General features: G+C 74.1%; 20 protein-coding genes. 8 read left to right on the forward strand and 12 right to left on the reverse strand.

All coding sequences use genetic code 11. The features are described from left to right. Positions 1-17: 17 nt before the first annotated feature. Entirely contained in the window at positions 18-1,490 is a 1,473-nt protein-coding gene (locus COO58_RS11190; protein WP_098744883.1) for a M1 family metallopeptidase, read from the reverse strand. A gap of 83 nt (positions 1,491-1,573) precedes the next feature. On the opposite strand from COO58_RS11190, the gene sthA reads away from it, so the two are divergent. Together sthA and COO58_RS11200 are read left to right on the forward strand one after the other, a co-directional pair. Continuing rightward, positions 1,574-2,977 carry a Si-specific NAD(P)(+) transhydrogenase gene (gene sthA, locus COO58_RS11195; RefSeq protein ID WP_091574542.1) on the forward strand — a complete coding sequence of 468 codons (1,404 nt, stop codon included), beginning with the start codon at positions 1,574-1,576 and terminating at the stop codon, positions 2,975-2,977. A gap of 63 nt (positions 2,978-3,040) precedes the next feature. After that, entirely contained in the window at positions 3,041-3,676 is a 636-nt protein-coding gene (locus tag COO58_RS11200; RefSeq protein WP_176558869.1) for a bifunctional 2-polyprenyl-6-hydroxyphenol methylase/3-demethylubiquinol 3-O-methyltransferase UbiG, read from the forward strand. Between the two features lie 153 nt (positions 3,677-3,829). On the opposite strand, the gene COO58_RS11205 is transcribed toward COO58_RS11200, so the two are convergent. The 6 genes from COO58_RS11205 to COO58_RS11230 are packed head-to-tail and all read right to left on the reverse strand — an operon-like array spanning position 3,830 to position 11,036. Next, positions 3,830-5,620, reverse strand: coding sequence for a gamma-glutamyltransferase family protein (locus COO58_RS11205; RefSeq protein ID WP_098744885.1), 1,791 nt, complete (start codon positions 5,618-5,620; stop codon positions 3,830-3,832). Positions 5,621-5,631: 11 nt separating this feature from the next. Continuing rightward, entirely contained in the window at positions 5,632-6,648 is a 1,017-nt protein-coding gene (locus tag COO58_RS11210; protein WP_091574551.1) for an ABC transporter ATP-binding protein, read from the reverse strand. After that, the gene (locus tag COO58_RS11215; RefSeq protein ID WP_255292585.1) at positions 6,645-7,679 is read right to left on the reverse strand and encodes an ABC transporter ATP-binding protein; all 1,035 of its coding nucleotides are present in this window, start codon (positions 7,677-7,679) and stop codon (positions 6,645-6,647) included. Before COO58_RS11215 ends, COO58_RS11210 begins: the two co-directional genes overlap by 4 nt. Further along, entirely contained in the window at positions 7,676-8,557 is an 882-nt protein-coding gene (locus COO58_RS11220) for an ABC transporter permease (RefSeq protein ID WP_091574559.1), read from the reverse strand. The genes COO58_RS11215 and COO58_RS11220 overlap by 4 nt, the downstream gene beginning before the upstream one ends. Next, positions 8,554-9,498, reverse strand: a complete 945-nt coding sequence (locus COO58_RS11225) for an ABC transporter permease (RefSeq protein ID WP_091574562.1) — start codon at positions 9,496-9,498, stop codon at positions 8,554-8,556. Before COO58_RS11225 ends, COO58_RS11220 begins: the two co-directional genes overlap by 4 nt. Beyond that, positions 9,498-11,036: an ABC transporter substrate-binding protein gene (locus tag COO58_RS11230; protein ID WP_091574565.1), complete on the reverse strand. Its 1,539-nt coding sequence runs from the start codon at positions 11,034-11,036 to the stop codon at positions 9,498-9,500. The genes COO58_RS11225 and COO58_RS11230 overlap by 1 nt, the downstream gene beginning before the upstream one ends. A gap of 142 nt (positions 11,037-11,178) precedes the next feature. On the opposite strand from COO58_RS11230, the gene COO58_RS11235 reads away from it, so the two are divergent. From COO58_RS11235 to COO58_RS11245, 3 genes are read left to right on the forward strand one after another with little or no spacing between them, the layout of a single operon-like run. After that, the gene (locus COO58_RS11235) at positions 11,179-11,778 is read left to right on the forward strand and encodes a TetR/AcrR family transcriptional regulator (protein WP_098744886.1); all 600 of its coding nucleotides are present in this window, start codon (positions 11,179-11,181) and stop codon (positions 11,776-11,778) included. Continuing rightward, positions 11,775-13,403, forward strand: a complete 1,629-nt coding sequence (locus COO58_RS11240; protein WP_098744888.1) for an acyl-CoA dehydrogenase family protein — start codon at positions 11,775-11,777, stop codon at positions 13,401-13,403. The genes COO58_RS11235 and COO58_RS11240 overlap by 4 nt, the downstream gene beginning before the upstream one ends. Positions 13,404-13,412: 9 nt before the next feature. Continuing rightward, the gene (locus tag COO58_RS11245) at positions 13,413-14,234 is read left to right on the forward strand and encodes an MOSC domain-containing protein (protein WP_098744890.1); all 822 of its coding nucleotides are present in this window, start codon (positions 13,413-13,415) and stop codon (positions 14,232-14,234) included. 10 nt (positions 14,235-14,244) lie between these two features. Here COO58_RS11245 and COO58_RS11250 read toward each other — a convergent pair whose 3' ends face one another. Next, positions 14,245-14,805, reverse strand: coding sequence for a GNAT family N-acetyltransferase (locus tag COO58_RS11250; protein ID WP_098744891.1), 561 nt, complete (start codon positions 14,803-14,805; stop codon positions 14,245-14,247). Between the two features lie 33 nt (positions 14,806-14,838). Between COO58_RS11250 and COO58_RS11255 the strand changes: the two genes are divergently transcribed. Further along, the gene (locus COO58_RS11255; protein ID WP_091574588.1) at positions 14,839-16,044 is read left to right on the forward strand and encodes a MalY/PatB family protein; all 1,206 of its coding nucleotides are present in this window, start codon (positions 14,839-14,841) and stop codon (positions 16,042-16,044) included. 7 nt (positions 16,045-16,051) lie between these two features. Here the strand turns inward: COO58_RS11255 and COO58_RS11260 are convergent, their stop codons facing one another. Together COO58_RS11260 and COO58_RS11265 are read right to left on the reverse strand one after the other, a co-directional pair. Further along, positions 16,052-17,149, reverse strand: a complete 1,098-nt coding sequence (locus COO58_RS11260) for a winged helix DNA-binding domain-containing protein (RefSeq protein WP_098744893.1) — start codon at positions 17,147-17,149, stop codon at positions 16,052-16,054. Positions 17,150-17,188: 39 nt separating this feature from the next. Beyond that, positions 17,189-17,773 (reverse strand): DinB family protein, encoded by a 585-nt coding sequence (locus COO58_RS11265; protein ID WP_098744895.1) that lies wholly within the window; start codon positions 17,771-17,773, stop codon positions 17,189-17,191. A gap of 90 nt (positions 17,774-17,863) precedes the next feature. Between COO58_RS11265 and COO58_RS11270 the strand changes: the two genes are divergently transcribed. Next, positions 17,864-18,862, forward strand: a complete 999-nt coding sequence (locus COO58_RS11270; protein WP_176558788.1) for a transcriptional regulator — start codon at positions 17,864-17,866, stop codon at positions 18,860-18,862. A gap of 16 nt (positions 18,863-18,878) precedes the next feature. Here the strand turns inward: COO58_RS11270 and COO58_RS11275 are convergent, their stop codons facing one another. Next, positions 18,879-19,190, reverse strand: a complete 312-nt coding sequence (locus COO58_RS11275; protein WP_091574604.1) for an NIPSNAP family protein — start codon at positions 19,188-19,190, stop codon at positions 18,879-18,881. A 20-nt stretch (positions 19,191-19,210) separates the two neighbouring features. After that, a complete protein-coding gene (locus COO58_RS11280; protein ID WP_098744898.1) occupies positions 19,211-19,981 on the reverse strand; it encodes a TetR/AcrR family transcriptional regulator in 771 nt (256 codons plus the stop codon). A gap of 274 nt (positions 19,982-20,255) precedes the next feature. On the opposite strand from COO58_RS11280, the gene helR reads away from it, so the two are divergent. Continuing rightward, on the forward strand, positions 20,256-22,406 hold the full coding sequence (helR, locus tag COO58_RS11285) for an RNA polymerase recycling motor ATPase HelR (RefSeq protein WP_098744899.1): 2,151 nt from the start codon (positions 20,256-20,258) through the stop codon (positions 22,404-22,406). Positions 22,407-22,413: the final 7 nt, after the last annotated feature.

Consider the following 22,413-nt stretch of genomic DNA (forward strand, 5'->3'; position numbering starts at 1 on the left):
GCCCCGCGCGCGGGAGGTCAGCCGACGGCGATCTTCTTCGGCGTGGTCTTCGAGTCCAGCCAGGCGTTGATCAGCTTGGTGAAGTCGCGGCCGGTCTGCTTGTTGACGAAGGCGATGAACGACGCCCGGTCCTGCTGGGTGTTGCGCTGGTCCTGCACCCAGGCGCGGGCCAGGGCGAAGAACGCCTTGTCGCCCAGCTCGCGGTGGATCTCGCGGAGCATGGCCGCCGGGCAGAGGTAGACGTTGCCCTCGGCGAACCGCTTCGGGTCGGGCCGGCCGGGCGGGCCGAGCTTCTTGCGCAGGACGGCGTCGCCCTCGCGCAGGTACCGGTCCAGGCTGGCCTCGCTGAGCTTCAGCGTCTCCTGGGTGTAGAGGTCCTGGGCGTACTTCGCCCAGCCCTCGTTCAACCACAGGTCGGTCCAGGTGGTCGGCGTGACCGAGTTGCCGAACCACTGGTGGGTGTACTCGTGCAGCAGGTCGCTGCCCCAGCGGTCACGGCGGGCCTTCGTGTTCTCGATCTCGCGGCCCATCGTGATCATCTGCTGGGTCTCCATACCCGACGCCGAGTCCACCACCACCACACCGCCGGAGGGGAACGGGTACGGGCCGAACTTCTTCTCCAGCCACGCCAGGTACTGCGGGGACTTCTTCAGGTACGGCAGCAGCTTGTCGTCGGCGCCCTTGCGGTACCAGAAGGTCAGCGGCACGCCGCGCGGGCCCGTGGCGGTCAGCTTCTGGTACTTCCCGACCGCGAGCGTGGTCAGGTAGGTCGCCACCGGGTCGGTGCTGCGGTAGGTGAAGGTGGTGCCGGACTGCCCCGCGGGGGTGCCGCTGGCGATCGCGGACCAGCCCGCCGGCACGGTCACCCGGATGTCGTAGAGCGCCTCGTCGGACGGCTGGTCGTTCGCCGGGTACCAGGTGAACGCGCCGAACGGCTCCTGCATGGTCCAGAGGCCGCCCTCCTTGGTGAGGGTGAGACCCAGGGCCTCGGTGTCCTTGCGGTGCGACGGCATCGGCGTCGTCCGCGGCCGGCCGTGGTAGGTCACCACCAGCGTCACCGGCTTGTCCGCGACCACCGGGGCGGACACGGTCAGCTTCTCCTTCGCCACCGCCCCGGGAACCGTCGCGCCGTCCAGCGTCACGCCGTCGAGCTGGTAGGGCATGAAGTCGAGGACCAGGTTCGACGCGTCCTTCACGGGCCGGATCCGCAGGGTGGCCGTGCCGGTGAGGGTGGTGGTCGACGGGGCCCACTCCAGGGCCAGGTCGTAGTGCAGGATGTCCACCGCGTCGGTGCCCCGGGCGGGATAGACCGGGTCGGCCACCGGGGTGGAACGCCCGGCCTCCCAGGCGGTGTAGTCGACGGCGGCGACGGTCGGGCTCGGCGTGGCGGCGGGGGCGGACGGGGTCGCGGCCGGGGCGGCGGGATCGGTGGTGCACCCGGCGACGAGCAGCGGTCCGAGGAGCAGGATCAGGGGTACGGGGCGGCGCATCAGCGCACCATACGGCAGTGATCCACTTCCGTGGGGGCGTCACCGGCTGGCGCCCGGCCGGACATCCTGCGACGCTGGCAGTCGTGTACGACTACGACCTGCTGGTGCTGGGCTCAGGACCGAGTGGACAGAAGGCGGCGATCGCCGCGGCCAAGCTGGGCCGGCGGGTCGCCATCGTCGACCGCCGCGACATGCTCGGCGGCGTCTGCATCAACACCGGCACCGTGCCGTCCAAGACGCTGCGCGAGGCCGTCCTCTACCTGACCGGGCTCAGCCAGCGTGACCTCTACGGCAGCAGCTACCGGGTCAAGGAGGACATCACCGTCGCCGACCTGGCCGCCCGCACCCAGCACGTGATCACCCGGCAGACCGACGTCATCCGCAACCAACTGGCCCGCAACCGGGTCGCGATGATCACCGGCACGGGCCGGTTCGCCGACCCGCACGCGGTCTGGGTCGACGCCGGCTCCGGCCGGGAGACCCGGGTCAGCTTCGACAAGGCGGTCATCGCCGCCGGCACCCGGCCGGCCCGCCCGGACAGCGTCGACTTCGACGACCGGACGATCGTCGACTCCGACGGCGTCATCAACCTCCAGGCCGTGCCCCGCAGCATGGTCGTGGTCGGCGCCGGCGTGATCGGGATGGAGTACGCCTCGCTGTTCGCCGCGCTGGGCACCAAGGTGACGGTGGTGGAACGCCGCGAGCGGATGCTCGACTTCTGCGACGAGGAGATCGTCGAGTCGCTCAAGTACCACCTGCGCGACCTCTCGGTGACCTTCCGCTTCGGCGAGGAGGTGGCCGCGGTGGAGAAGCACCGCACCGCCGCGCTCTGCGTCCTGCGCAGCGGCAAGAAGATCGTGGCCGACACGGTGATGTACTCCGCCGGACGCCAGGGGCAGACCGACGACCTGGCGCTGGAGGCGGCCGGGCTCACCGCCGACCACCGGGGCCGCATCCAGGTCGACGCCAACTACCGCACCGCGGTCGACACCATCTACGCCGTCGGTGACGTGATCGGCTTCCCGGCGCTGGCGTCGACCTCGATGGAGCAGGGCCGGCTGGCCGCGCAGCACGCCTGCGGCGAGCCGGCGCGCACCATGTCGGAGCTGCAACCGATCGGCATCTACACCATCCCGGAGATCAGCTTCGTCGGGAAGACCGAGGACGAGCTGACCGAGGCGTCCACCCCGTTCGAGGTGGGCATCGCCCGCTACCGGGAACTGGCCCGCGGACAGATCGTCGGCGACTCCTACGGCATGTTGAAGCTGCTCGTCTCGCCGGAGGACGGGCGGCTGCTCGGGGTGCACGTCTTCGGGACCGGCGCCACCGAGATCGTCCACATCGGGCAGGCCGTGATGGGTTGCGGTGGCACTGTCGACTACCTGCTCGACGCGGTGTTCAACTACCCGACGCTGGCCGAGGCGTACAAGGTGGCGGCGCTGGACGCGGCCAACAAGATCCGCAACATCACCCGGATCGACGGCTGACCTCTGGCTCAGGTGTTGGCCACGGTCGCGACGGTCGGCGCCGGCGCCCACCGCGCGCGGATAATCATCGACATGAGCGTCCGATACGACGAGGTTCTCGACCCGCTGCGCCAGGCGTACGACGCTCGCGCGGCCTGGCGCGACGGGCTGACCAAGGAACCGTGGAAGGTGGCGGAGCGTCAGGCGTTCCGGGATCGTCTGGCATCAGGTGCGCGGCTGCTGGAGGTCGGCGCGGGCACCGGGCAGGACAGCGTCTTCTTCCGCAAGGAGGGCCTTCACGTGGTCGCGGCCGACCTGTCGCCGGTGATGGTCGAGCACTGCCGGGCCAAGGGCATCGAGGCCCACGTGATGGACTTTCTGCACCTGGACTTCCCGCCCGGCTCCTTCGACGCGGTATTCGCGATGAACTGCCTGCTGCACGTGCCCAACCACGACCTACCCGCGGTTCTGGCCGCCATCCGGGCCGTCCTGCGTCCCGGTGGCCTCTTCTTCGTCGGGGTGTACGGCGGTGGCGAGAGCACCGAGGGTCCCATCGAGGCAGACCAGCACGTGCCGCCGCGCTTCTTCTCGTGGCGAACTGACGAACAGCTGCTCGACTCTGCCGCCGCCGCGCGCTTCGACGTGGTGGACTTCCATCCGGTCGACACCGGTCGCGACCGCTTCCAGTCGTTGACCCTGCGACGCCCCAGCGACGACTGAGATCCCGCGGGGGACCACGCCTCGACACCCCGCCCCACGATCACGGCCTCGCCGATCTTGGACGTGTGGCGCCTCGGATGTCTGTCACGTGGCCTTGTTCACGTGCCACCACGCCACGATCGAGGGAGCACGTGCACGTCCGGCCAGGCCGGGTCAGCGGCCGGTGGCGTAGCCCTGGGCGCCCCGGGGGTTGGCGGCGGCCGAGAGGACGCCGCTACGGGGGTCGCGGGCGACGGCGCACAGGCGACCCAGGCTCCACGGGTCGGACCGGCGCACCGTGTGGCCCCGGGCGCCCAGCGCCGCGAGCACGTCCGGGTCGAGACGGTCCTCGACCACCAGCACGCCCGGCTCCACCTCACGCGGGTAGAACGACGCGGGCAGGCTCGTGGTGTGCCACGCCGGCGCGTCGATAGCCTCCTGCAGCTCCTGCCCGCCGACCAGGTGGCGCAGCAGGAACAGCAGCTGCCACTGGTCCTGCTGGTCGCCGCCGGGCGTGCCACAGGCCAGGACGGGCTCGCCGTCGCGCAGCACCAGGGTCGGGCTCAACGTGGTACGCGGGCGCCGCCCCGGCGTCAGCGTCGAGGCGAGCCCCTCCTCCAGCCAGCACATCTGCAACCGGCTGCCCAGCGGGAAGCCCAGCTCGGGAATGGTGGGCGAACTCTGCAGCCAGCCGCCGCTCGGGGTGGCCGAGATGATGTTGCCCCACCGGTCGACCACGTCGACGTGGCAGGTGTCGCCACGGGTCACGCCGTCGGCGCGGACGGTGGGTTCGCCGGTGCTCGGGTCCTGCGGGCCGGCCCGCCGGGCGCTGTCGGCGTTCAGGTGTGCCGGCAGTCGCGGCGACGCGCCGGCCGGGCTGCCGGGACGCAGCGCGGTCGAGGCCCGGGCACCGATCAGCGCGGCCCGCTCACGGGCGTACGCCGGAGACAGCAGCGTCGCCGCCGGCGCCCCGCCGGTGTCGCCGTACCAGGCCTCGCGGTCGGCGAAGGCGAGCTTCAGCGCCTCGGCCTGGGCGTGGATGCCGTCCACGGTGGACGGATCGAGCGCCCGGGTATCGTCGAGCGCGTCCAGCGTCGACAGCGTCTGCAGCAGCACCGGTCCCTGGCCCCAGAACCCGGTCTTGGCCACCGTGTGACCGCGCCAGCCGAGCGTGACCGGCTCCTCCCAGGTCGCCGACCAGCCGGCCAGGTCGGCGCCCGTGACCAGGCCGGCGTGCGACCGGCCGCTGGAGTCGCGGAACGGCAGCCGGCCGAACCGGTCGATCGCGTCGGCGACGAACCCCTCGCGCCAGGCCCGCCGGGCCGCCTCGATCTGCGCCTCCCGGTCCGCGCCGGCCGCGCCGGCGGCGTCGACGAGGCGGCGCAGCGTCCGCGCGTACGCCGGGTTGGTGACCATCTCCCCCGCCGCCGGCGCCCGGCCGTGCCGCAGCCACAGCTCGGCGGAGGTCGGCCAGTGCTCGGTGAACAGCGACCGGACCCGCTCGACGGTCTGCCCGGCCGCGCCCACGAGCGGGTGGCCGGCGGCGGCGTAGCCGATCGCCGGTTCCAGCACCTCGGCCAGGGACCGGGTGCCGTGGTCACGCAGCAACAGCAGCCACGCGTCCACCGCGCCGGGCACCACGGCGGCGAGCGGGCCGGAACCGGGGACGAGGTCCAGCCCGAGCGAGCGGAAGTGCGCGACGGTCGCGCCGGCCGGGGCCGGGCCCTGACCGCAGAGCACCCGCGGGGTTGGGTCGTCCGCGGTCGCCAGGATCGCCGGCACCTCGCCGGCCGGGCCGTTGAGGTGCGGCTCGACCACGTGCAGCACGAAGCCGGCGGCGACCGCCGCGTCGAAGGCGTTCCCGCCCCGCTCCAGCACGCCCATCGCGGACTGACTGGCCAGCCAGTGCGTCGAGGAGACCATGCCGAAGGTGCCGCGCAGCGTCGGCCGGGTGGTGAAGGTCATCGCCGCCGAGCCTACGCCGCCGGCACGTCTTCGCGCGCCGGGCCGCCGTCGCGGTCCGGCTCGCCGTCGAGCGGGAACAGGCAGGCGGCCCGGTGGTCGGGACCGACCTCGGCCAGCGCCGGGTCGGTGCGGGCGCACTCGTCGCGGGCCCGGGGGCAGCGGGTACGGAAGCGGCACCCGGTCGGCGGGTCCACCGGGCTGGGGATGTCGCCGGTGAGCACGATGCGCCGGCGCTCCCGCTCCACCCGGGGATCGGCCACCGGCACCGCCGACAGCAACGCCGCCGTGTAGGGGTGCGCCGGCTGCCGGTAGATCCGCTCCGGCGGGCCGGTCTCGACGATGCGACCCAGGTACATCACGGCGATCCGGTCGCTCATGTGCTCGACGGCGGCCAGGTCGTGGGCGATGAACAGGTAGGTCAGCCCGAGGTCGCGTTGCAGGTGCCGCAGCAGGTTCATGATCTGCGCCTGCACGCTCAGGTCCAGCGAGGCGATCGGCTCGTCCAGGACGATCAGGTCCGGCTCGCCGGCCAGCGCCCGGGCCATCCCGACCCGCTGCCGCTGGCCGCCGGACAGCTCGTGCGGATGCCGGTCGGCCGTGTCGGCGCGCAGGCCGACCAGGTCCAGCAGCTCGGCCACCCGGGCCCGGCGGGCGGCGGCGGACGCGGCCAGCCGATGCACGGTCAACGGTTCGGCGATGCTGTCGCCGACGGTGCGGCGTGGGTCGAGGGACGCCTGCGGGTCCTGGAACACCATGGCCACGTGGCGGCGCATGCCGCGCAGGCGGCGCCGGGACCAGCGGGTCACGTCCGCGCCGGCCACCCGGACCCGGCCGGAGGTCGGCTCGACCAGGCGCAGCAGCGCCAGGCCGGCGGTGGACTTGCCGCTGCCCGACTCGCCGACCAGGCCGAGCGTCTCCCCCCGGCGGACGGCCAGGGTGACGCCGTCCACCGCCCGCACCACACCGGCCCGGGTCGGGAAGTGCACCGCCAGGTCGTCCAGCTCGGCCACCACGTCCGCGGCTGTCATGGGGTCTCTCCCGGATAGAAGGTGCGGACGGTGTGCCCGTCGCCGACCGGCGTCAACGGGGGCAGCTCGTCCTCGCACCGGGGGTCGGCGCGCACCGGGCAGCGCGGCCAGAACGCGCAGCCCGCTGGCAGGTCGAGCGGGCTCGGCGGCGCGCCGGGGATGGCCACCAGGTCCTCGCCCCGGCGGGACGGGTCCGGCCGGGCCGCGAGCAGCGCCCGGGTGTACGGGTGGGTGGGCGTGTCGAAGACCGCGTCGACCGGGCCCTGCTCGACGATCCGCCCGCCGTACATGACCGCGACGGTGTCGGCGATGCCGGCGACCACGCCCAGGTCGTGGGTGACCCAGACGACCGCCGTGCCCAGCCGCCGTTGCAGGTCGGCGACCAGCTCGACGATCTGCGCCTGGGTGGTGACGTCGAGCGCGGTGGTCGGCTCGTCGGCGATGAGCAGGTCCGGCTCGCAGGCCAGCGCCATGGCGATGACGACGCGCTGGCGCATGCCGCCGGAGAACTGGTGCGGGTAGGCGTCGACGCGCTGCGCGGCCGACGGGATGCCGACCAGGTCGAGCAGCTCCACCGCCCGGTCCCGGGCGGCCCGGCGGGTCAGCCCGAGGTGCGCCTCGGCCGCCTCGGTGACCTGCCGCCCCACCGGCAGCACCGGGTTGAGCGAGGTCATCGGATCCTGGAAGACGAACCCGATGTGCCGGCCGCGCAGCTGGCGGCGGCGGTCCTCGGGCAGCGCGGTCAGCTCGTTGTCGAGCAGCCGTACCCGGCCGGTGACCGTGGCGGCGCGCGGCGCGAGACCGGTGGCGGCGAGCAGCGTCATGCTCTTGCCGCTGCCGGACTCGCCGACCAGCGCGAACGTCTCCCCGGCGCGGACCTGCCAGGACACCCCGGCCACGGCGTGCGCCGGACCGCGGCGGGTGCCGACGGTGACGGTGAGGTCCTCCACGGACAGCACGGGCCGGTCGCCCGCGCGGCGCTGGCTCGGCACGATCTCGCGGCCCTCGCGCCGCTCGGTGCGGTCGCTCATGGGGTGCTCCTGCGGGCCTCGGCGAGGGTGAGCTGGCGCGGGTCGAGCACGTCCCGCAGCGCGTCGCCGACCAGGTTGAAGGCGAGCACGGTCAGGAAGATCGCCGCGCCCGGGAAGACGCCCAGCCACCAGGCGTCGGTGACGAAGCCGCGACCGTCGAAGAGCATCCGGCCCCACGCCGGCGCCGGCGGTTGGATGCCGAGGCCGAGGAAGGAGAGCGCGGCCTCGGAGAGGATCGCGAACGCCAGCGACAGCGACGTCTGCACGATCAGCGGCGCGGCGATGTTCGGCAGCACGTGCCGGCGCATGATGCGCAGGTCGGACGCGCCGATGGAGACGGCGGCGCGGACGAAGACCTGCTCGCGGACGGAGAGCACGCCGGCGCGGGTGATCCGGGCGAAGATGGGCGTGTAGACCACGCCGATGGCGACCATGGCGGTGAGCAGGCCGGGGCCGAGCACCGCCACGATGGCCACCGCCAGCAGCAGCACCGGGAACGCGAACAGCACGTCCATGGCGCGCATCAGCACGCTGTCCAGCCAGCCCCGGTAGTAGCCGGCGAACAGCCCGAGCGTCACGCCGGCGACCAGCGCGATGCCGACGCTGACCACGCCGACCTCCAGCGAGACGCGGGCCGCGACGAGCACCCGGCTGAGCACGTCGCGGCCCAGCTCGTCGGTGCCGAACGGGTGCGCCCCGCTGGGCGGGCGCAGCATCTGGTCCACGTCGACGTCGTTGACGCCCGAGGGCGCCAGCCACGGCCCGGCCACGCCCACCACGACCAGCACCAGCAGCACGACCGTGCCACCGACGGCCAGCGGGTCGCGCCGCAGCGCCTCCAGCACCCGGCGTCCGGTGCTCTCCGACACGGCGCTCACTTGACCGTGATCCTCGGGTCGAGGCGGGCGTAGAGGATGTCCACCAGCAGGTTGACCAGCAGGAACAGCGCGGCGACGAGCAGCACCGCACCCTGCAGGACCGGGTAGTCGCGGGCCTGCACCGCGTCGAAGGTGAGCCGGCCGATGCCCGGCCAGGCGAACAGCACCTCGATCACGATGACGCCGCCGAGCAGGCTGGCCAGTTGCACCGCGACCACGGTGACCACCGGGATCAGCGCGTTGCGCAGCACGTGCCGCAGGATCACCACCCGGTTGCGCAGCCCCTTCGCCTCGGCGGTGCGCACGTAGTCGGCGGAGAGGACCTCCAGCACCGACGAGCGGATGAAGCGGGTGAGGATCGACGCGGTGACCAGGCCGACCGTGACCGCCGGCAGGGCCACGTGGGTCGCCCACCGGCCCGGGTCGTCGGTGAGCGCCACGTAGCCCGAGGGCGGCAGCCAGCCGAGCACGCCGGCGAAGAGCAGGATGCCCATGATGCCCATCCAGAAGTCGGGCACCGAGACGCCGAACTGACTGAACACGCGGGCGGCGTGGTCGACCGCGGAGCCGCTGCGCACCGCCGCGACGATGCCCAGCGGGAACGCGACCAGCAGCGCGAACACCACCGCGGTGACCGCGAGCGACAGCGTCGCCGGCAGGCGTTCCAGCACGATCCGGCTGACCGGCTGGCCGGTGCGGAAGCTGACCCCGAGGTCGCCGGTGAGCGCGTGCCCGAGGTAGCTCGCGTACTGCACGGGCAGCGGCTGGTCGAGGCCCGCGCGGGCGCGCAGCGCCTCGTACGTCTGTGGGTCGAAGCGGGTGCCCAGCGCCACCCGCACCGGGTCGCCCGGCACCAGTTGCAGCAGCAGGAAGACCACCAGGGTCACCCCGAGCAGTACGACCGCGGACTGGAGCACCCGCCGCAGGACGAAGCGGGCCATCACTTGGCGAGGGCGACCGAGCGGAACCGGATGGCCCGATCGGTGCGCACCTCGTAGCCGGAGACCTTCTTCGACCAGCCCTGCACGACGTCCGGGTTGTAGAGGTAGATGTAGCTGGCGTCGTCGACGATCTGCTTCGCCGCCTGGTCGTACGCCTGCTTGCGGGCGGCCTGGTCGGTCTCGGTGCGGGCCTGGTCGAGCAGCTTGTCCACGGCCGGGTTGCGGTACTTGTGGAAGTTGAACGTGCCGCCGCTGTGGTGCTGGGCGTAGTAGAACTCGTCCGGGTCGACGTTGCCCAGCCAGCCGAGCATGAACCCGTCGAAGTTGCCCTTGGCCTGCTCGTCGAGCCACTGGGCGAAGTCCAGCGTACGGATCTTGACGGTGATGCCGACGTCCTTGAGCTGGGCGGCGATGACCTGGGCGGCGGTGACGGTCTCCGGGTACTCGCTGGTGACCATCAGGTCCATGGTGAGGTTGCCGACGGCGGCCTGGGTGAGCATCTGCTTCGCCTTGGCCGGGTCGTGGGTGTACGGCGCGTACTCGTAGTAGTAGGCGCTGTCCTTCGGGATGGCCGCCTGGTTGACCGTGGCCAGGCCGAACTTGGCCGCCTTGGTGATCGCCTCCCGGTCCAGCGCGTACGCGACCGCCCGCCGCACCTCGGGGTTGTCGAACGGCTTGCGGGCCTCGTTGAGCGCCACGTACCAGTAGTCGGTGGAGGCCGCGGACCTCACCACCGGGTCGTCGCCGTCCTGCAAGGACTTCACCTGCTGCGGCGGGAGGTTGTCGGTCCACTGCACCTGGCCGCTGCGCAGGTTCTGCAACGCCACCGTGGGGTCCTTGACGAAGGTGAACGTGACGCCGTCCAGCTTCGGCTTCTCACCCCAGTAGGCGTCGTTGCGGACCAGCTTGATGCTGTCGCCGGAGGTGTAGCCGGCCACCTTGAACGGGCCGCTGCCGACCGGCTCGGTCTTGACCTTGCCGGACTCCACGTTGGACTTCTCCACGATCGCGACGCCCTTGAACCCGCCGAGGTTGGCCAGCAGGTTCGGTGTGGGCGCGCTGAGCGTCACCACCACGGTCGCCGGGTCGGGCCCGGTCACCGACTTGACGGTGGCGAACTTGTACGCGGTGTTCAGCTTCTCCTTGATGATCCGCTGGTACGAGTAGACGACGTCCTCCGAGGTCAGCGGCGAGCCGTCGGAGAACTTCGCCCCCTCGCGCAGGGTGAACGTCCAGGTGAGCTGGTCGGCGCTGGTGGTCCACTTGGTGGCCAGCGAGGGCACCATCTTCAGGTCGGCGTCCGGCTCGACGAGCGTGTCGTAGACGTTCTCCAGGACCTGGAAGCTGTAGTAGGCCGAGGTCTTGTGCGGGTCGAGCTGGTCGGGTTCGCCGCCGATCGCGGCGCTGAGGACGCCGCCGGCGCCTCCCGCGTTCCCGCCGCCACCGACGTCGACGGCCTCGCCACCGGTGCATCCGGACAGGACGCCGACGGTGAGGGTGAGTGCGGCGCCGAGCACGCCGAGCTTGTTCCTGGACACAGGCCCCCCTAGCCACTTCCCGGACAAAAGAAAGTTTCGGCGAGTCTTCTCCCCGAGCAGGATGATGTCAACGAATCCCGCCAAAATGACTGGTCGTCGCGGGCCTTGCCGGCAAGGAGTGAATGGTGGTTCAATCCTTGGCGTGGTCTACCGGAGCACCGAGCGGGTCAGGGCCCGGCTGGACGCCTCGCGCCGCCGGATCGTCGCCGCCGCGCTGGAGGTGATGGCCGAGCACGGCTACGCCGGCTGCACCGTGGCGGCCGTGGCGAGCCGCGCCGCGCTGGCCACCGGCACCGTCTACCGCCACTTCCCCACCAAGGCCGACCTGTTCGCCGAGGTGTTCCGCACCGCCTCGCAGCGCGAGGTCGACGCGGTCACCCGCGCCGCCGCGCTCGAGACGACCGTCGCCGACCGGGTCACCGCGGTGGTGGAGACGTTCTGCGGCCGGGCGTTGCAGTCCCCCCGCCTGGCGTACGCGCTGCTCGCCGAGCCGGTCGACCCGGCCGTCGACGCCGAGCGGCTGGTCTTCCGCCGGGCGTACGCCCGGGTGCTCGCCGGCCACGTCGCCGAGGGGATCGCCCGCGGGGAGCTGCCGCCGCAGGATCCCGAGCTGGCCGCCACCGCCCTGGTCGGCGCGCTGGCCGAGGCGATGGTCGGCCCGTTGTCCGCCGGGGTGGCCGGCCCCGGGACCATCCCCGGCCTGACCACCTTCCTCCACCGCGCGCTGGGAGTCGCACCGTGACCACACACGAGGTCGTCAACCAGGTCCCCCCGCTGGTCGGCCACGACACCGCCGACGACCCGGCGCTGCTGGAGGGCGTGGCCCGCGAGGGCGCCGGCTGGGCCGTCGCCGAGCTGCACGACCTCGGCCGGCTGGCCGGCGGCGAGCAGGCCGCCGAGCACGGCCGGCTGGCCAACGAGCACCCGCCGGTGCTGCGCACCCACGACCGGTACGGCCACCGCGTCGACGAGGTGGAGTTCCACCCGTCCTGGCACGAGCTGATGCGCACCGCCGTCGGCCACGGCCTGCACGCCGCCCCGTGGGCCGACGGACGGCCGGGCGCGCACGTGGCCCGGGCCGCCCGCTTCCACGTGTGGCGGCCCGACGCCGGGCACGGCTGCCCGATCTCGATGACCTACGCGGCGGTGCCGGCGCTGCGGCACAGCCCCGAGCTGGCCGCGCGCTACGAGCCGCTGCTCACCACCACCGAGTACGACTTCGGGCTGCGCGCACCGCAGACCAAGCGCGGGCTGCTCGCCGGCATGTCGATGACCGAGAAGCAGGGCGGCTCGGACGTGCGCGCCAACACCACGACCGCCCGGCCCGAGCCGGACGGCAGCTACCGGCTCGTCGGGCACAAGTGGTTCACCTCCGCGCCGATGTGCGACCTGTTCCTCACCCTCGCCCAGGCGCCCGGCGGCCTCACCTGCTTCCTGGTCCCCCGCGTGCTGCCCGACGGCGCCCGCAACCCGATGCGGCTGATGCGCCTGAAGGACAAGCTCGGCAACCGCTCCAACGCCTCCGCCGAGGTCGAGTACGAGCACGCGGTGGCGTGGCGGGTCGGCGACGAGGGCCGCGGCGTACGCACCATCATCGACATGGTCAACCTGACCCGCCTGGACTGCGTGATCGGGGCGGCGGCCGGGATGCGTCAGGGCGTGACCACGGCGGTGCACCACGCCACCCACCGGCGGGCCTTCGGCCGCTATCTGGTCGACCAGCCGCTGATGCGCAACGTCCTGGCCGACCTGGCGGTGGAGTCCGAGGCCGCCACCGTGCTGATGACCCGGCTGGCCGGCGCGACCGACCGGTCGGCGCGCGGCGACGACGGCGAGACCGCGTTCAAGCGCCTCGCGCTCGCCGTCGGCAAGTACTGGGTGTGCAAGCGCTGGCCGGGGCACGCCGCCGAGGCGCTGGAGTGCCTGGGCGGCAACGGCTACGTCGAGGAGTCCGGCATGCCGCGGCTGTTCCGCGAGTCGCCGCTGAACTCCATCTGGGAGGGTTCCGGCAACGTCGCCGCGCTCGACGTGCTGCGCGCGCTGACCCGGGAGCCGCAGGTGCTGGCCGCGTACGAGGCCGAGGTGGCCGCCGCGGCCGGCGCGGACGCCCGCCTCGACGCCGCCGTGCGCCGGGTGCGCGACGAGCTGGCCGACGGGACCGACCTGGAGCTGCGTGCCCGGCGGGTGGTCGAGCGGCTGGCGCTGGTGCTGCAGGGCGCGCTGCTGGTCCGCCACGGTCACCCCGCGGTCGCCGACGCGTTCTGCGCCTCCCGCCTCGCCGGCGACCACGGCCAGGCGTACGGGACGCTGCCGGGCGGCCTCGACCTCGCCGCGATCATCGACCGGGCCACCGCCAAGATCGGCTAGGGTCGCGGCATGCGGCTCGCGTCGGTGCACCTCTATCCGGTCAAGTCCCTCGGCGGCGTCGACGTCGACCGGGCCGTGGTCGAGCCGTGGGGGTTGCGCCACGACCGCCGGTGGGTGCTCCTGCAACCCGACGGCGGCACGCTGACCGCGCGTACCGCGCCCGCGATGCTCGGCCTGACCGCCGTGCCCGGCGCCGGATCGATCACGCTGACCGACCGGGACGGCACGTCGCTGACCGTCGCCGAGCCGGTGCACGGGCCACCGGTGGCCACCTCCGTGTCCCGGCTGGACACGGTCCGGCTGGCCGGCGACGACGCCCACGACTGGCTCTCCGCCCGCCTCGGCCGGCCGGTCCGGCTGGGCTGGCTGGACGACCCACGCCGGCGCCCGGTGTCGACCGACCACGGTGGACGCGCCGGGGACCCGCTGAACCTCTCCGACGCCGGCCCGCTGCTGGTCACCACGGCGCCGTCGCTGCGCCGGCTGCGGGACTGGATCGTCGAGGGCGCGCTGGAGCGGGGCGAGCCGGCGCCCGACCCGCTGCCGATGGCCCGGTTCCGGCCCTCCGTGGTGCTGGACGGGCCGGTCGCGCCGTTCGTCGAGGACGGCTGGACCGGGCTGCGGATCGGTGCCGTCGACTTCCGGTTCGCCGAACGGTGCGACCGCTGCCAGCTCACGCTGATCGACCCGGTGACGCTGACCAGCGGCAAGGAGCCGATCCGCACGCTCGCCCGGCACCGGCGGCAGGACGGCAGGACCTGGTTCGGCGTCCGGTTGATCCCGCTGGGCGGCGGCGAGATCCGGGTCGGCGACCCGGTGACCGCCGGCTGACCCCGACGGCTCAGCCCGGGCGGGAGCGCCACTCCTCGGCCAGGATCGCGAACACGAGCTGGTCGGCCCACCCGCCCCGGAACCGGTAGCTGCGCACGTGCCGCGCCTCCCGCCGCATGCCCAGCCGGGCGGCCAGGCGGGCCGACGCCGCGTTGTCGGCGTGGCACCGGACCACCACCCGGTGCAGCCCGAACGCGCCGAACCCCCAGTCGAGCAGCGCCCCGGCCGCCTCGGTGGCCAGCCCACGGCCGCCGTGGTCCGGGTGGAACACGTACCCCAGCTCGCCGGTGCGGTCCGCCCGGCTGCGCCAGACCAGCTCCACCGCGCCGATGACCACGTCCCCGGCCACCACGGCGAGCGTCAGGCAGTCACCCTCCGCGCGCAGCGCGTCCTCCCCCGCCATCGCGACCACCGACACCCGGGACTCCTGACGGGTACGCGGCGCGGCCCCGAGCATCCAGCGGACCACGTCGGGGCGGGCCTGCCAGGCGTGCACGTCGTCGAGGTCGTCGAGGGTGACCGGGCGCAGCAGCAGTCGCGGCGTGCGCAGCGGGTACGTCGGGTGGGCCATCGGCCGATCGTAGGGACGCCTAGGGTGGGCCGCATGACGGTTTCCGCCGACGTCGACAACCCGCTCACCCAACTCACGCTCGACCAGCTCCGGCAGCGCACCAGCGTCAAGTGGCGCCTGCACCCGCCGGACGTGCTGCCGCTGTGGGTCGCCGAGCAGGACGTGCCGCTGGCGCCGCCGGTGGCCGACGCGTTGCGCCGGGCGGTCGAGCTGGGCGACACCGGCTACGCCCACGGGACCGCGTACGCGGAGGCGCTCGGCGGTTTCGCGGCCCGGCGCTGGGACTGGGCCGACTTCCCGGTCGGGCGGACCACGCTGGTGCCGGACGTGATGATGGGCGCGGTCGAGGTGCTGCGACTGGTCACCGATCCGGGTGACGCGGTGGTGGTCTGTCCGCCCGTCTACCCGCCGTTCTACGCGTTCGTCACGCACGCCGGGCGGCAGGTGGTCGAGGCGCCGCTCGGCGCCGACCTGCGGATCGACCACGCCGCGCTGGAGGAGGCGTTCCGCCGGGCCCGCGCCCTCGGCCGCCGGCCCGCGTTCCTGCTGTGCAACCCGCACAACCCGACCGGAGTGGTGCACCGCCGCGACGAGCTGGAGGCGGTCGCCGAGCTGGCCGCCCGGCACGGCGTCCGGGTGGTCGCCGACGAGATCCACGCCCCGCTGGCGCTCACCGGCGCACGGTTCACCCCGTACCTGACGGTGACCGGCGCCGAGGACGCGTTCGCCCTGGTCTCGGCGTCCAAGGCGTGGAACCTCGCCGGCCTCAAGGCGGCGCTGGCCGTCGCCGGGGAGAAGGCAGCGGACGACCTGGCCCGGATCCCCGAGGAGGTCAGCCACGGGCCGAGCCACCTCGGGGTGCTCGCGCACACCGCCGCGTTCCGCGACGGCGGGCCGTGGCTGGACGCGTTGCTCGGCGGGCTCGACGCCAACCGCGCGCTGCTCGGGTCGCTGCTGGCCGACCACCTGCCGAGCGTCTCCTGGCGTCCGCCGGAGGGCACCTACCTGGCCTGGCTGGACTGCACCCGGCTCGGCGTGCCCACCGACGCGCCGGCCGGCGGGGTGGCCAGCGACCTGGCCGGGCCGGCGCGGATGTTCCTCGACCGGGCCCGGGTGGCGCTCAGCTCCGGGCACGTCTTCGGCGCCGGCGGGACGGGCTTCGTCCGGCTCAACTTCGCCACCTCGCCCGCCGTCCTGACCGAGGCGGTGACCCGGATGGGTCGGGCCGTGGCCGGCTGAGCCGGCGTCAGCGCGGCGACGCGGCGACGCGTACCCGCTGGTTCTCCCCGTCGGAGAGGAACGACGCGACCGCCCGGCCCTCCTCGGCGGCGGCGGCGCGTTCGGCCCGGGTGAACGCGCGCAGCGGCGTGACGACCACCGTGCCCGCGTCGACGGTCCAGGTGCCCGCCACCCGGCCGTCGAGCAGCACGAACCGCGCCCCGCCGACGGACAGCAGGCGGTGGGCGTCGTCGATGATCCGGGTGCGGTCGTGGTAGCCGAGCACGGCGTTGTCGAAGGCGGGCAGGAACCGCGCCGGCGCGGGGGTGTCGGGGTCCGGGCGGGGCGCGTCGGGGAGGTCGAGCAGCACCCGGCCGCGTTCGTCGCGGAAGGACACCAGCTCGTCGCGGACCGCGGCCACCGCCGCGGGCAACCCGGCGAGGCCGCACCAGGCGCGCAGGTCCGCCGAGGCGGCCGGGCCGTACGCGGCGAGGTAGCGGCGGACCAGGTCCCGCCCGACCGGGTCCGTGCCCTCCGGGGCGGGCGGGTCGACCTCCCGGCCCAGCCAGCCGGCGAGCGCGACGGTCCGCACGCCGGCCGTGGTCCGCCACAGCCCGCGCGGCGGCGCCTGCGCGGTGGGGACCAGGACGATCAGCATCTCGCCCAGGGCCCGCCGGTCCGCCGCCGGCCACCGGTCGGCCAGCACCCGGACGACCTCGGCGGTCGTGCGGGGCGTGCCGTCGGCCAGCGCCGCCCGGCCGGCCGCGGCGAGGTCGTCGAGGTCCACCCCGTCGAGCGCGCCGCGGTAGACCCCGAGCACCCGCTGCCGCAGCATGCCGGCGTGGCGGGACCGCCACGCCAGCACGTCGTCGGCGGTGAGCAGGTGCACGGTGCGGCGCATCAGGTGGGTCCGCACCAGTCGGCGCCGCACCAGCAGGTCGGACAGGTCCGCCGGGTCGACGTCGCGCAGCCGCGACCACAGCCCGACGTACGGCTCCTGCGGCTCCTGGGCCTGCAGGCCGCACAGGTGCGCCACCGCGTCGGCGACCGGCAGGTCGGCGCGGTCGAGCAGCAGTTGCCGGGACAGCGTCGCCCGGTTCAGCGCCCGGTCGTCCAGCACGGTCATGGGGGTTCGGTCCGTCCTCTCCGTCGCGGCGGGGCCGGCTCAGGTGGTGGTCTGCCCGTCGAGGGTCTCGCGCAGGATGTCCGCGTGCCCGGCGTGCTGCGTGGTCTCGGCGATCACGTGGATCAGCACCGCCCGCGCGCTCATCACCGTGCCGGGCTCGTTCCAGGGCGCGTCCGGCACCGGCCGGCTCGCCGACAGGTCGTCGAGGGCGGCCACGATCTCCTCGGTGCGGGCCGCGACCCGCGCGTACCGGTCGAGGACGGCCGGCAGCGTGTCCTCGGGCAGCATCCGGAAGTCGCGCTCCCGCTCGATCGCCCATCGCGGCAGCTCCCGGGCGGTGCCGGACAGGAAGTCCTCCCAGGTCACCCCGTCGGGCAGGGCGAAGCTCATCACCTCGGGGCCCTCGACCACGAACCGCAGCCACGCCTCCTCGGTGGACGTCACGTGCTTGACGATGCCGCCCAGGCAGAGCGCGCTGACCGTCGGCCGCTCGCCGGCCTGGGCGTCGGTGAGGCCGCGCACGGTGTTGGTCAGCATGGTCCGGGCGGTGGCGAGCGCCTTGAGCAGGTCGGCCCGCTCGGCGTCGAGGGTGGTGGAGGTCGTGGTCGCGGTGGTCGTCGTCATCGGGGTCCTTCCGGTCGGGATCGGGTACGGGTCCACCGTCGCAGCCGTAGCGGTCAGGATGTGTCCGCTTCTGCGGGCAGAATGCGGAACATGCCGACGACGTCCGCCCGACTGCTCGCCCTGCTGTCCCTGCTCCAGGCGCGCCGGGACTGGCCGGGCGGGGTGCTGGCCGACCGGCTCGGGGTCAGCACGCGGACCGTGCGCCGTGACGTGGACCGGCTGCGCGAGCTGGGCTATCCGATCGGCAGCGCCAAGGGCCCGGACGGCGGTTACCGGCTGGGCGCCGGCTCGGCGCTGCCGCCGCTGCTCTTCGACGACGAGCAGGCGGTGGCGCTCACGGTGGCGTTGCAGACCGCGGCGACCACGGTCACCGGCATCGAGGAGGCCGCGGCGCGGGCGCTGACCACGGTGCGGCAGGTGATGCCGCCCCGGCTGCGCCACCGCGTGGACGCCCTGCGGGTGGTCGCGGTGGAGCGCACCGGCGCCGCGGCGAAGCCCCGGGTCGAGCCGGGCCTGCTGATGACGCTCAGCGCCGCCGTCCACGCCCGTGAGGTGCTGCGCTTCGACTACCGGAGCGCCGCCGCGGAGCCGGCCGACGACCCGCCGCCGCGCCGGGTGCAACCGCACCACCTGGTCACCTGGAGCGGGCGCTGGTACCTCGTCGCCTGGGACCTGGACCGCGACGACTGGCGCACGTTCCGGGTGGACCGGATCAGCCCGCGTACGCCCACCGGCCCCCGGTTCACGCCCCGGGAGCTGCCCGGCGGCGACGTCGCCGCGTTCGTCGCCGGCCGGTTCCGGGGAGCCACCGGAACCGGCGACTGGCCGTGCCGGGGCGAGGTGATCCTCGACCTGCCCGCCAAGGTGGTGTCCGCGTGGACCCGTGACGGCCTGGTCGAGGAGTTGGGGCCGGACCGCTGCCGGCTGGTCCTCGGCGGCTGGTCCTGGCCCGGCCTGGCCGCGCTGTTCGGCCGCTACGACGCCGACATCGAGGTGGTCGGGCCACCGGAGCTGCGGGACGCTTTCGCGCACCTGGCCCGGCGGTACCGGGCCGCCGCCGACGGTCCGGCCACGCCCGGGGCCGGTTAGCGACGGCGGGCCCGCGTCAGTCCGTCGGCAGGAGCGGACGCATGAACGTGCGTTCGTAGCGCAGCACGCAACCCGACTCGTCGCGGATCCGGTCCGCCGCGACGAACTCCGGGTCCTCCCCGAACCGGGCGCGGTAGCGCTCGTACGCGGCCAGGCTCTCGAAGCTGAACAACGCCTCGGCCCGGTCGCTCGCCCCCTCGGCGGGCAGGAAGTAGCCGTGGTGCACGCCGCCGTGCCGCGCCACCAGCCGCATCCAGGCGCGGGCGAACCGTTCGAACGCCTCGATCCGGGCGGGATCGATGGTGTAGTGCACGACACAGGTGATCATGCGACCACCCTAGTGGCGGGTCAGCCGCGCCCGGTGCGCTCGGCGACCACCACCGAGATGCCGTCGAGCACCCGTTGGAGACCGAACTCGAAGGCGTGGTCCGGCCCGTACGCGGCGCCGTGCGCCATGCCCGCGGCCGTGCCCACCCGGGCGGCGAGCGGATAGCTGCCGGAGGTCATGAACTTCTCCAGCCACGGCCCGTGCGTCTGCCACCACTGGTCGTCGGTCATCCCGGTCTCCCGCTCCAGCTCGACCACGTCGAGCGCGGCCCGGGCCGCGCTCTTCGCGTGCCCGAGCACGAGCGTGAGCACCGCGTCCATCTCCACGTCGTCGAGCCCGATGTCGGCCACCGCGTGCAGCTCGTAGTCGTACTTGGCGAGCACGTTCGGGCCGAGCACCGGCCGGGTGGTCTCGGCGCGCAGCAGCCACGGGTGGGCGCGGTAGAGCGCCAGATTGTCCCGGGCGATGCGTTCCAGCCGCCCGCGCCAGCCGCCCGGCACGTCGGCCGGGCGGGGCAGGTCGCCGAGGACGGCGTCGACCATGACGTCGAGCAGTTCGGCCTTGCCGGGCACGTAGGTGTAGACCGACATGGTGCCGACGCCGAGCGCCTCGCTGACCCGGCGCATGGTGAGCGCGTCGATGCCCTCGGCGTCGGCGATCTCGACGGCCGTGCGCACGATCCGGTCGACGCTCAGACCGGGCCCGGCGCCCCGGCTCGCCGGCTCCCTGGTGCGCCAGAGGAGGGCAAGGCTACGGGCGGGGTCGGCCTTGCGCCTGCGCTCCTTCGACATGGTGTCGCCATCGTACCGGCCCGGACGTGCCGCGACGTGGGCCGCGGCGGCCGGGAACGGGAAACAAGAATTGTTCGCGCAAAAAGAATGGCGGGATCTCCCGCCACTACCAACATATAGCGCACCCGGGGTCTTGCGGCAAGCCCCGGGTGGTGGCGCAGAATTGCCGGCCGAAGCCACGTTCCCGACGAATTGGAAAAGCCGCGAAGAGCGGAGGTACGGCCGTGCCCGCGTACCGGCGGGGGCGGATGCGCCACAGATCGGAGCCGACGAGTTGAACCCGCCCACCACCAGCGTTTTCGATCTTCCCGACCGCCTCCGCGCGAAGGCCGACCCGGCGTTGGTCGCCGCGGACGAGCGGCACTTCGCGGCCCTCGCGGAGCACCTGAGCCGGTCGATCGCCGAGCTGTCCGACCGGCTCGACGCCACCCGCCGGGCCGCCGGCGGCAAGGGCCGCCAAGCCGTCGACCGGGACCAGGAGATCCGCCGGACGACCGCGCGCCTGCGGACCCTGCGCCGCTACGGCCTGGACCTCTGCCTGGGCCGGATGGTCGGCGCGGACGGCACGGAGCCGGTGTACGTGGGGCGGCTCGGCCTCACCGACGGCGCCGGCGGCCGGCTGCTGCTCGACTGGCGCTCGCCGGCCGCCGAGCCGTTCTTCGGCGCCACCCACGCCGACCCGATGGGCCTGGCCAGCCGCCGCCGCTACCGCTGGACGCGCGGCCGGATCACCGACTACTGGGACGAGGTGTTCACCGCCGACGGGCTCGCCGGCCACGCCGCCCTCGACGACCAGTCCGCGTTCATCGCCAGCCTGGGGGCCACCCGCTCGCCCCGGATGCGCGACGTGCTCGGCACCATCCAGGCCGACCAGGACGCCATCATCCGGGCCGGCTCCCGGGGCGCGCTGGTCGTCGACGGCGGGCCGGGCACCGGCAAGACGGTGGTCGCGCTGCACCGCACCGCGTACCTGTTGCACGCCGACCCCCGTCTCGGCGAGCGCCGGGGCGGGGTGCTGGTGGTGGGCCCGCACCAGCCGTACCTGGCCTACGTCTCCGACGTGCTGCCCAGCCTCGGCGAGGAGGAGGTGCAGATCTGCACGCTGCGCGACCTGGTGCCGGAGGGCGCGGCGGCGGCCGCCGAGACCGACCCGGAGGTGGCCCGGCTGAAGTCGTCGGCGGACCTGGTGCGGGCGGTCGACGCGGCGGTGCGGTTCTACGAGGAGCCGCCGACGACCGGGACGACCGTCGCCACCGAGGACGGCGACCTCCGGCTGACCGCCGACGACTGGGCGCGGGCGTTCGAGGCGGCCGGGCCCGGCGCCCCGCACAACGAGGCCCGCGACGAGGTGTGGGCGGAACTGGTCACGATCCTGCTGGAGAAGTACGACGGCGACGAGCCGGAGGCCGTGCTGCGCCGGTCGCTGGCGACCAACCGGGAGCTGGTCACCGCGTTCGGCCGGGCGTGGCCGCTGCTCGACCCGACCGACGTCGTCGCGGACCTCTGGTCGGTGCCCGCCTACCTGCGCCGGTGCGCGCAGTGGCTGGACATCGAGGAGATCCGGGCGCTGCGGCGCGCCGACGCCCGGGCCTGGACGGTGGCCGACCTGCCGCTGCTGGACGCGGCCCGGCGGCGGGTCGGCGATCCGGAGGCGTCCCGGCGGCGGCGACGCGACGAGGCCGTCCTCGCCGCGCAGCGGGAGCAGATGGACACGGTTGTCGACGCGCTGATCGCCACGCACGCCTACGACGACGGCGAGGGCCTGATGACCATGCTGCGCGGCGAGGACATGCGCACCAGCCTGGTCGACGAGAGCGCGTTGACCGTCGTCGACCCGGACCTGCTGGCCGGCCCGTTCGCGCACGTCGTCGTGGACGAGGCGCAGGAGCTGACCGACGCCGAGTGGCAGATGCTGCTGTCCCGCTGCCCGTCGCGCAGCTTCACCGTCGTCGGGGACCGCGCCCAGGCCCGGCACGGGTTCGCCGAGTCGTGGCGGGACCGGCTGGAACGGGTCGGGTTCGACCGGATCGAGCTGGCCACGCTGACCGTCAACTACCGCACCCCGGCGCAGGTGATGGCGGAGGCCGAGCCGGTCATCCGGGCCGTGCTCCCGGACGCGAACGTGCCGACGTCCATCCGCACCGGCGACGTGCCGGTGCGCCACGGCGCCCGGTCGCAGCTGCGGGCGGTGGTCGACGGCTGGCTCGCCGGGCACGCCGAGGGGACCGCCTGCGTCATCGGCGACCCGACCTTCCCGGCCGGGGACCGGGTCCGGTCGCTGAGCCCGGAGCTGGCCAAGGGGCTGGAGTTCGACCTGGTGGTGCTGGTCGACCCGGCGGCGTTCGGCGACGGTGTCGAGGGGGCGGTGGACCGCTACGTGGCGATGACCCGGGCCACCCGCGAGTTGGTCGTGCTCACCGGCTGAGGACGAC

This window comes from Micromonospora sp. WMMA1996 (genome assembly GCF_002573675.1).
Lineage (GTDB): Bacteria > Actinomycetota > Actinomycetes > Mycobacteriales > Micromonosporaceae > Micromonospora > Micromonospora sediminicola.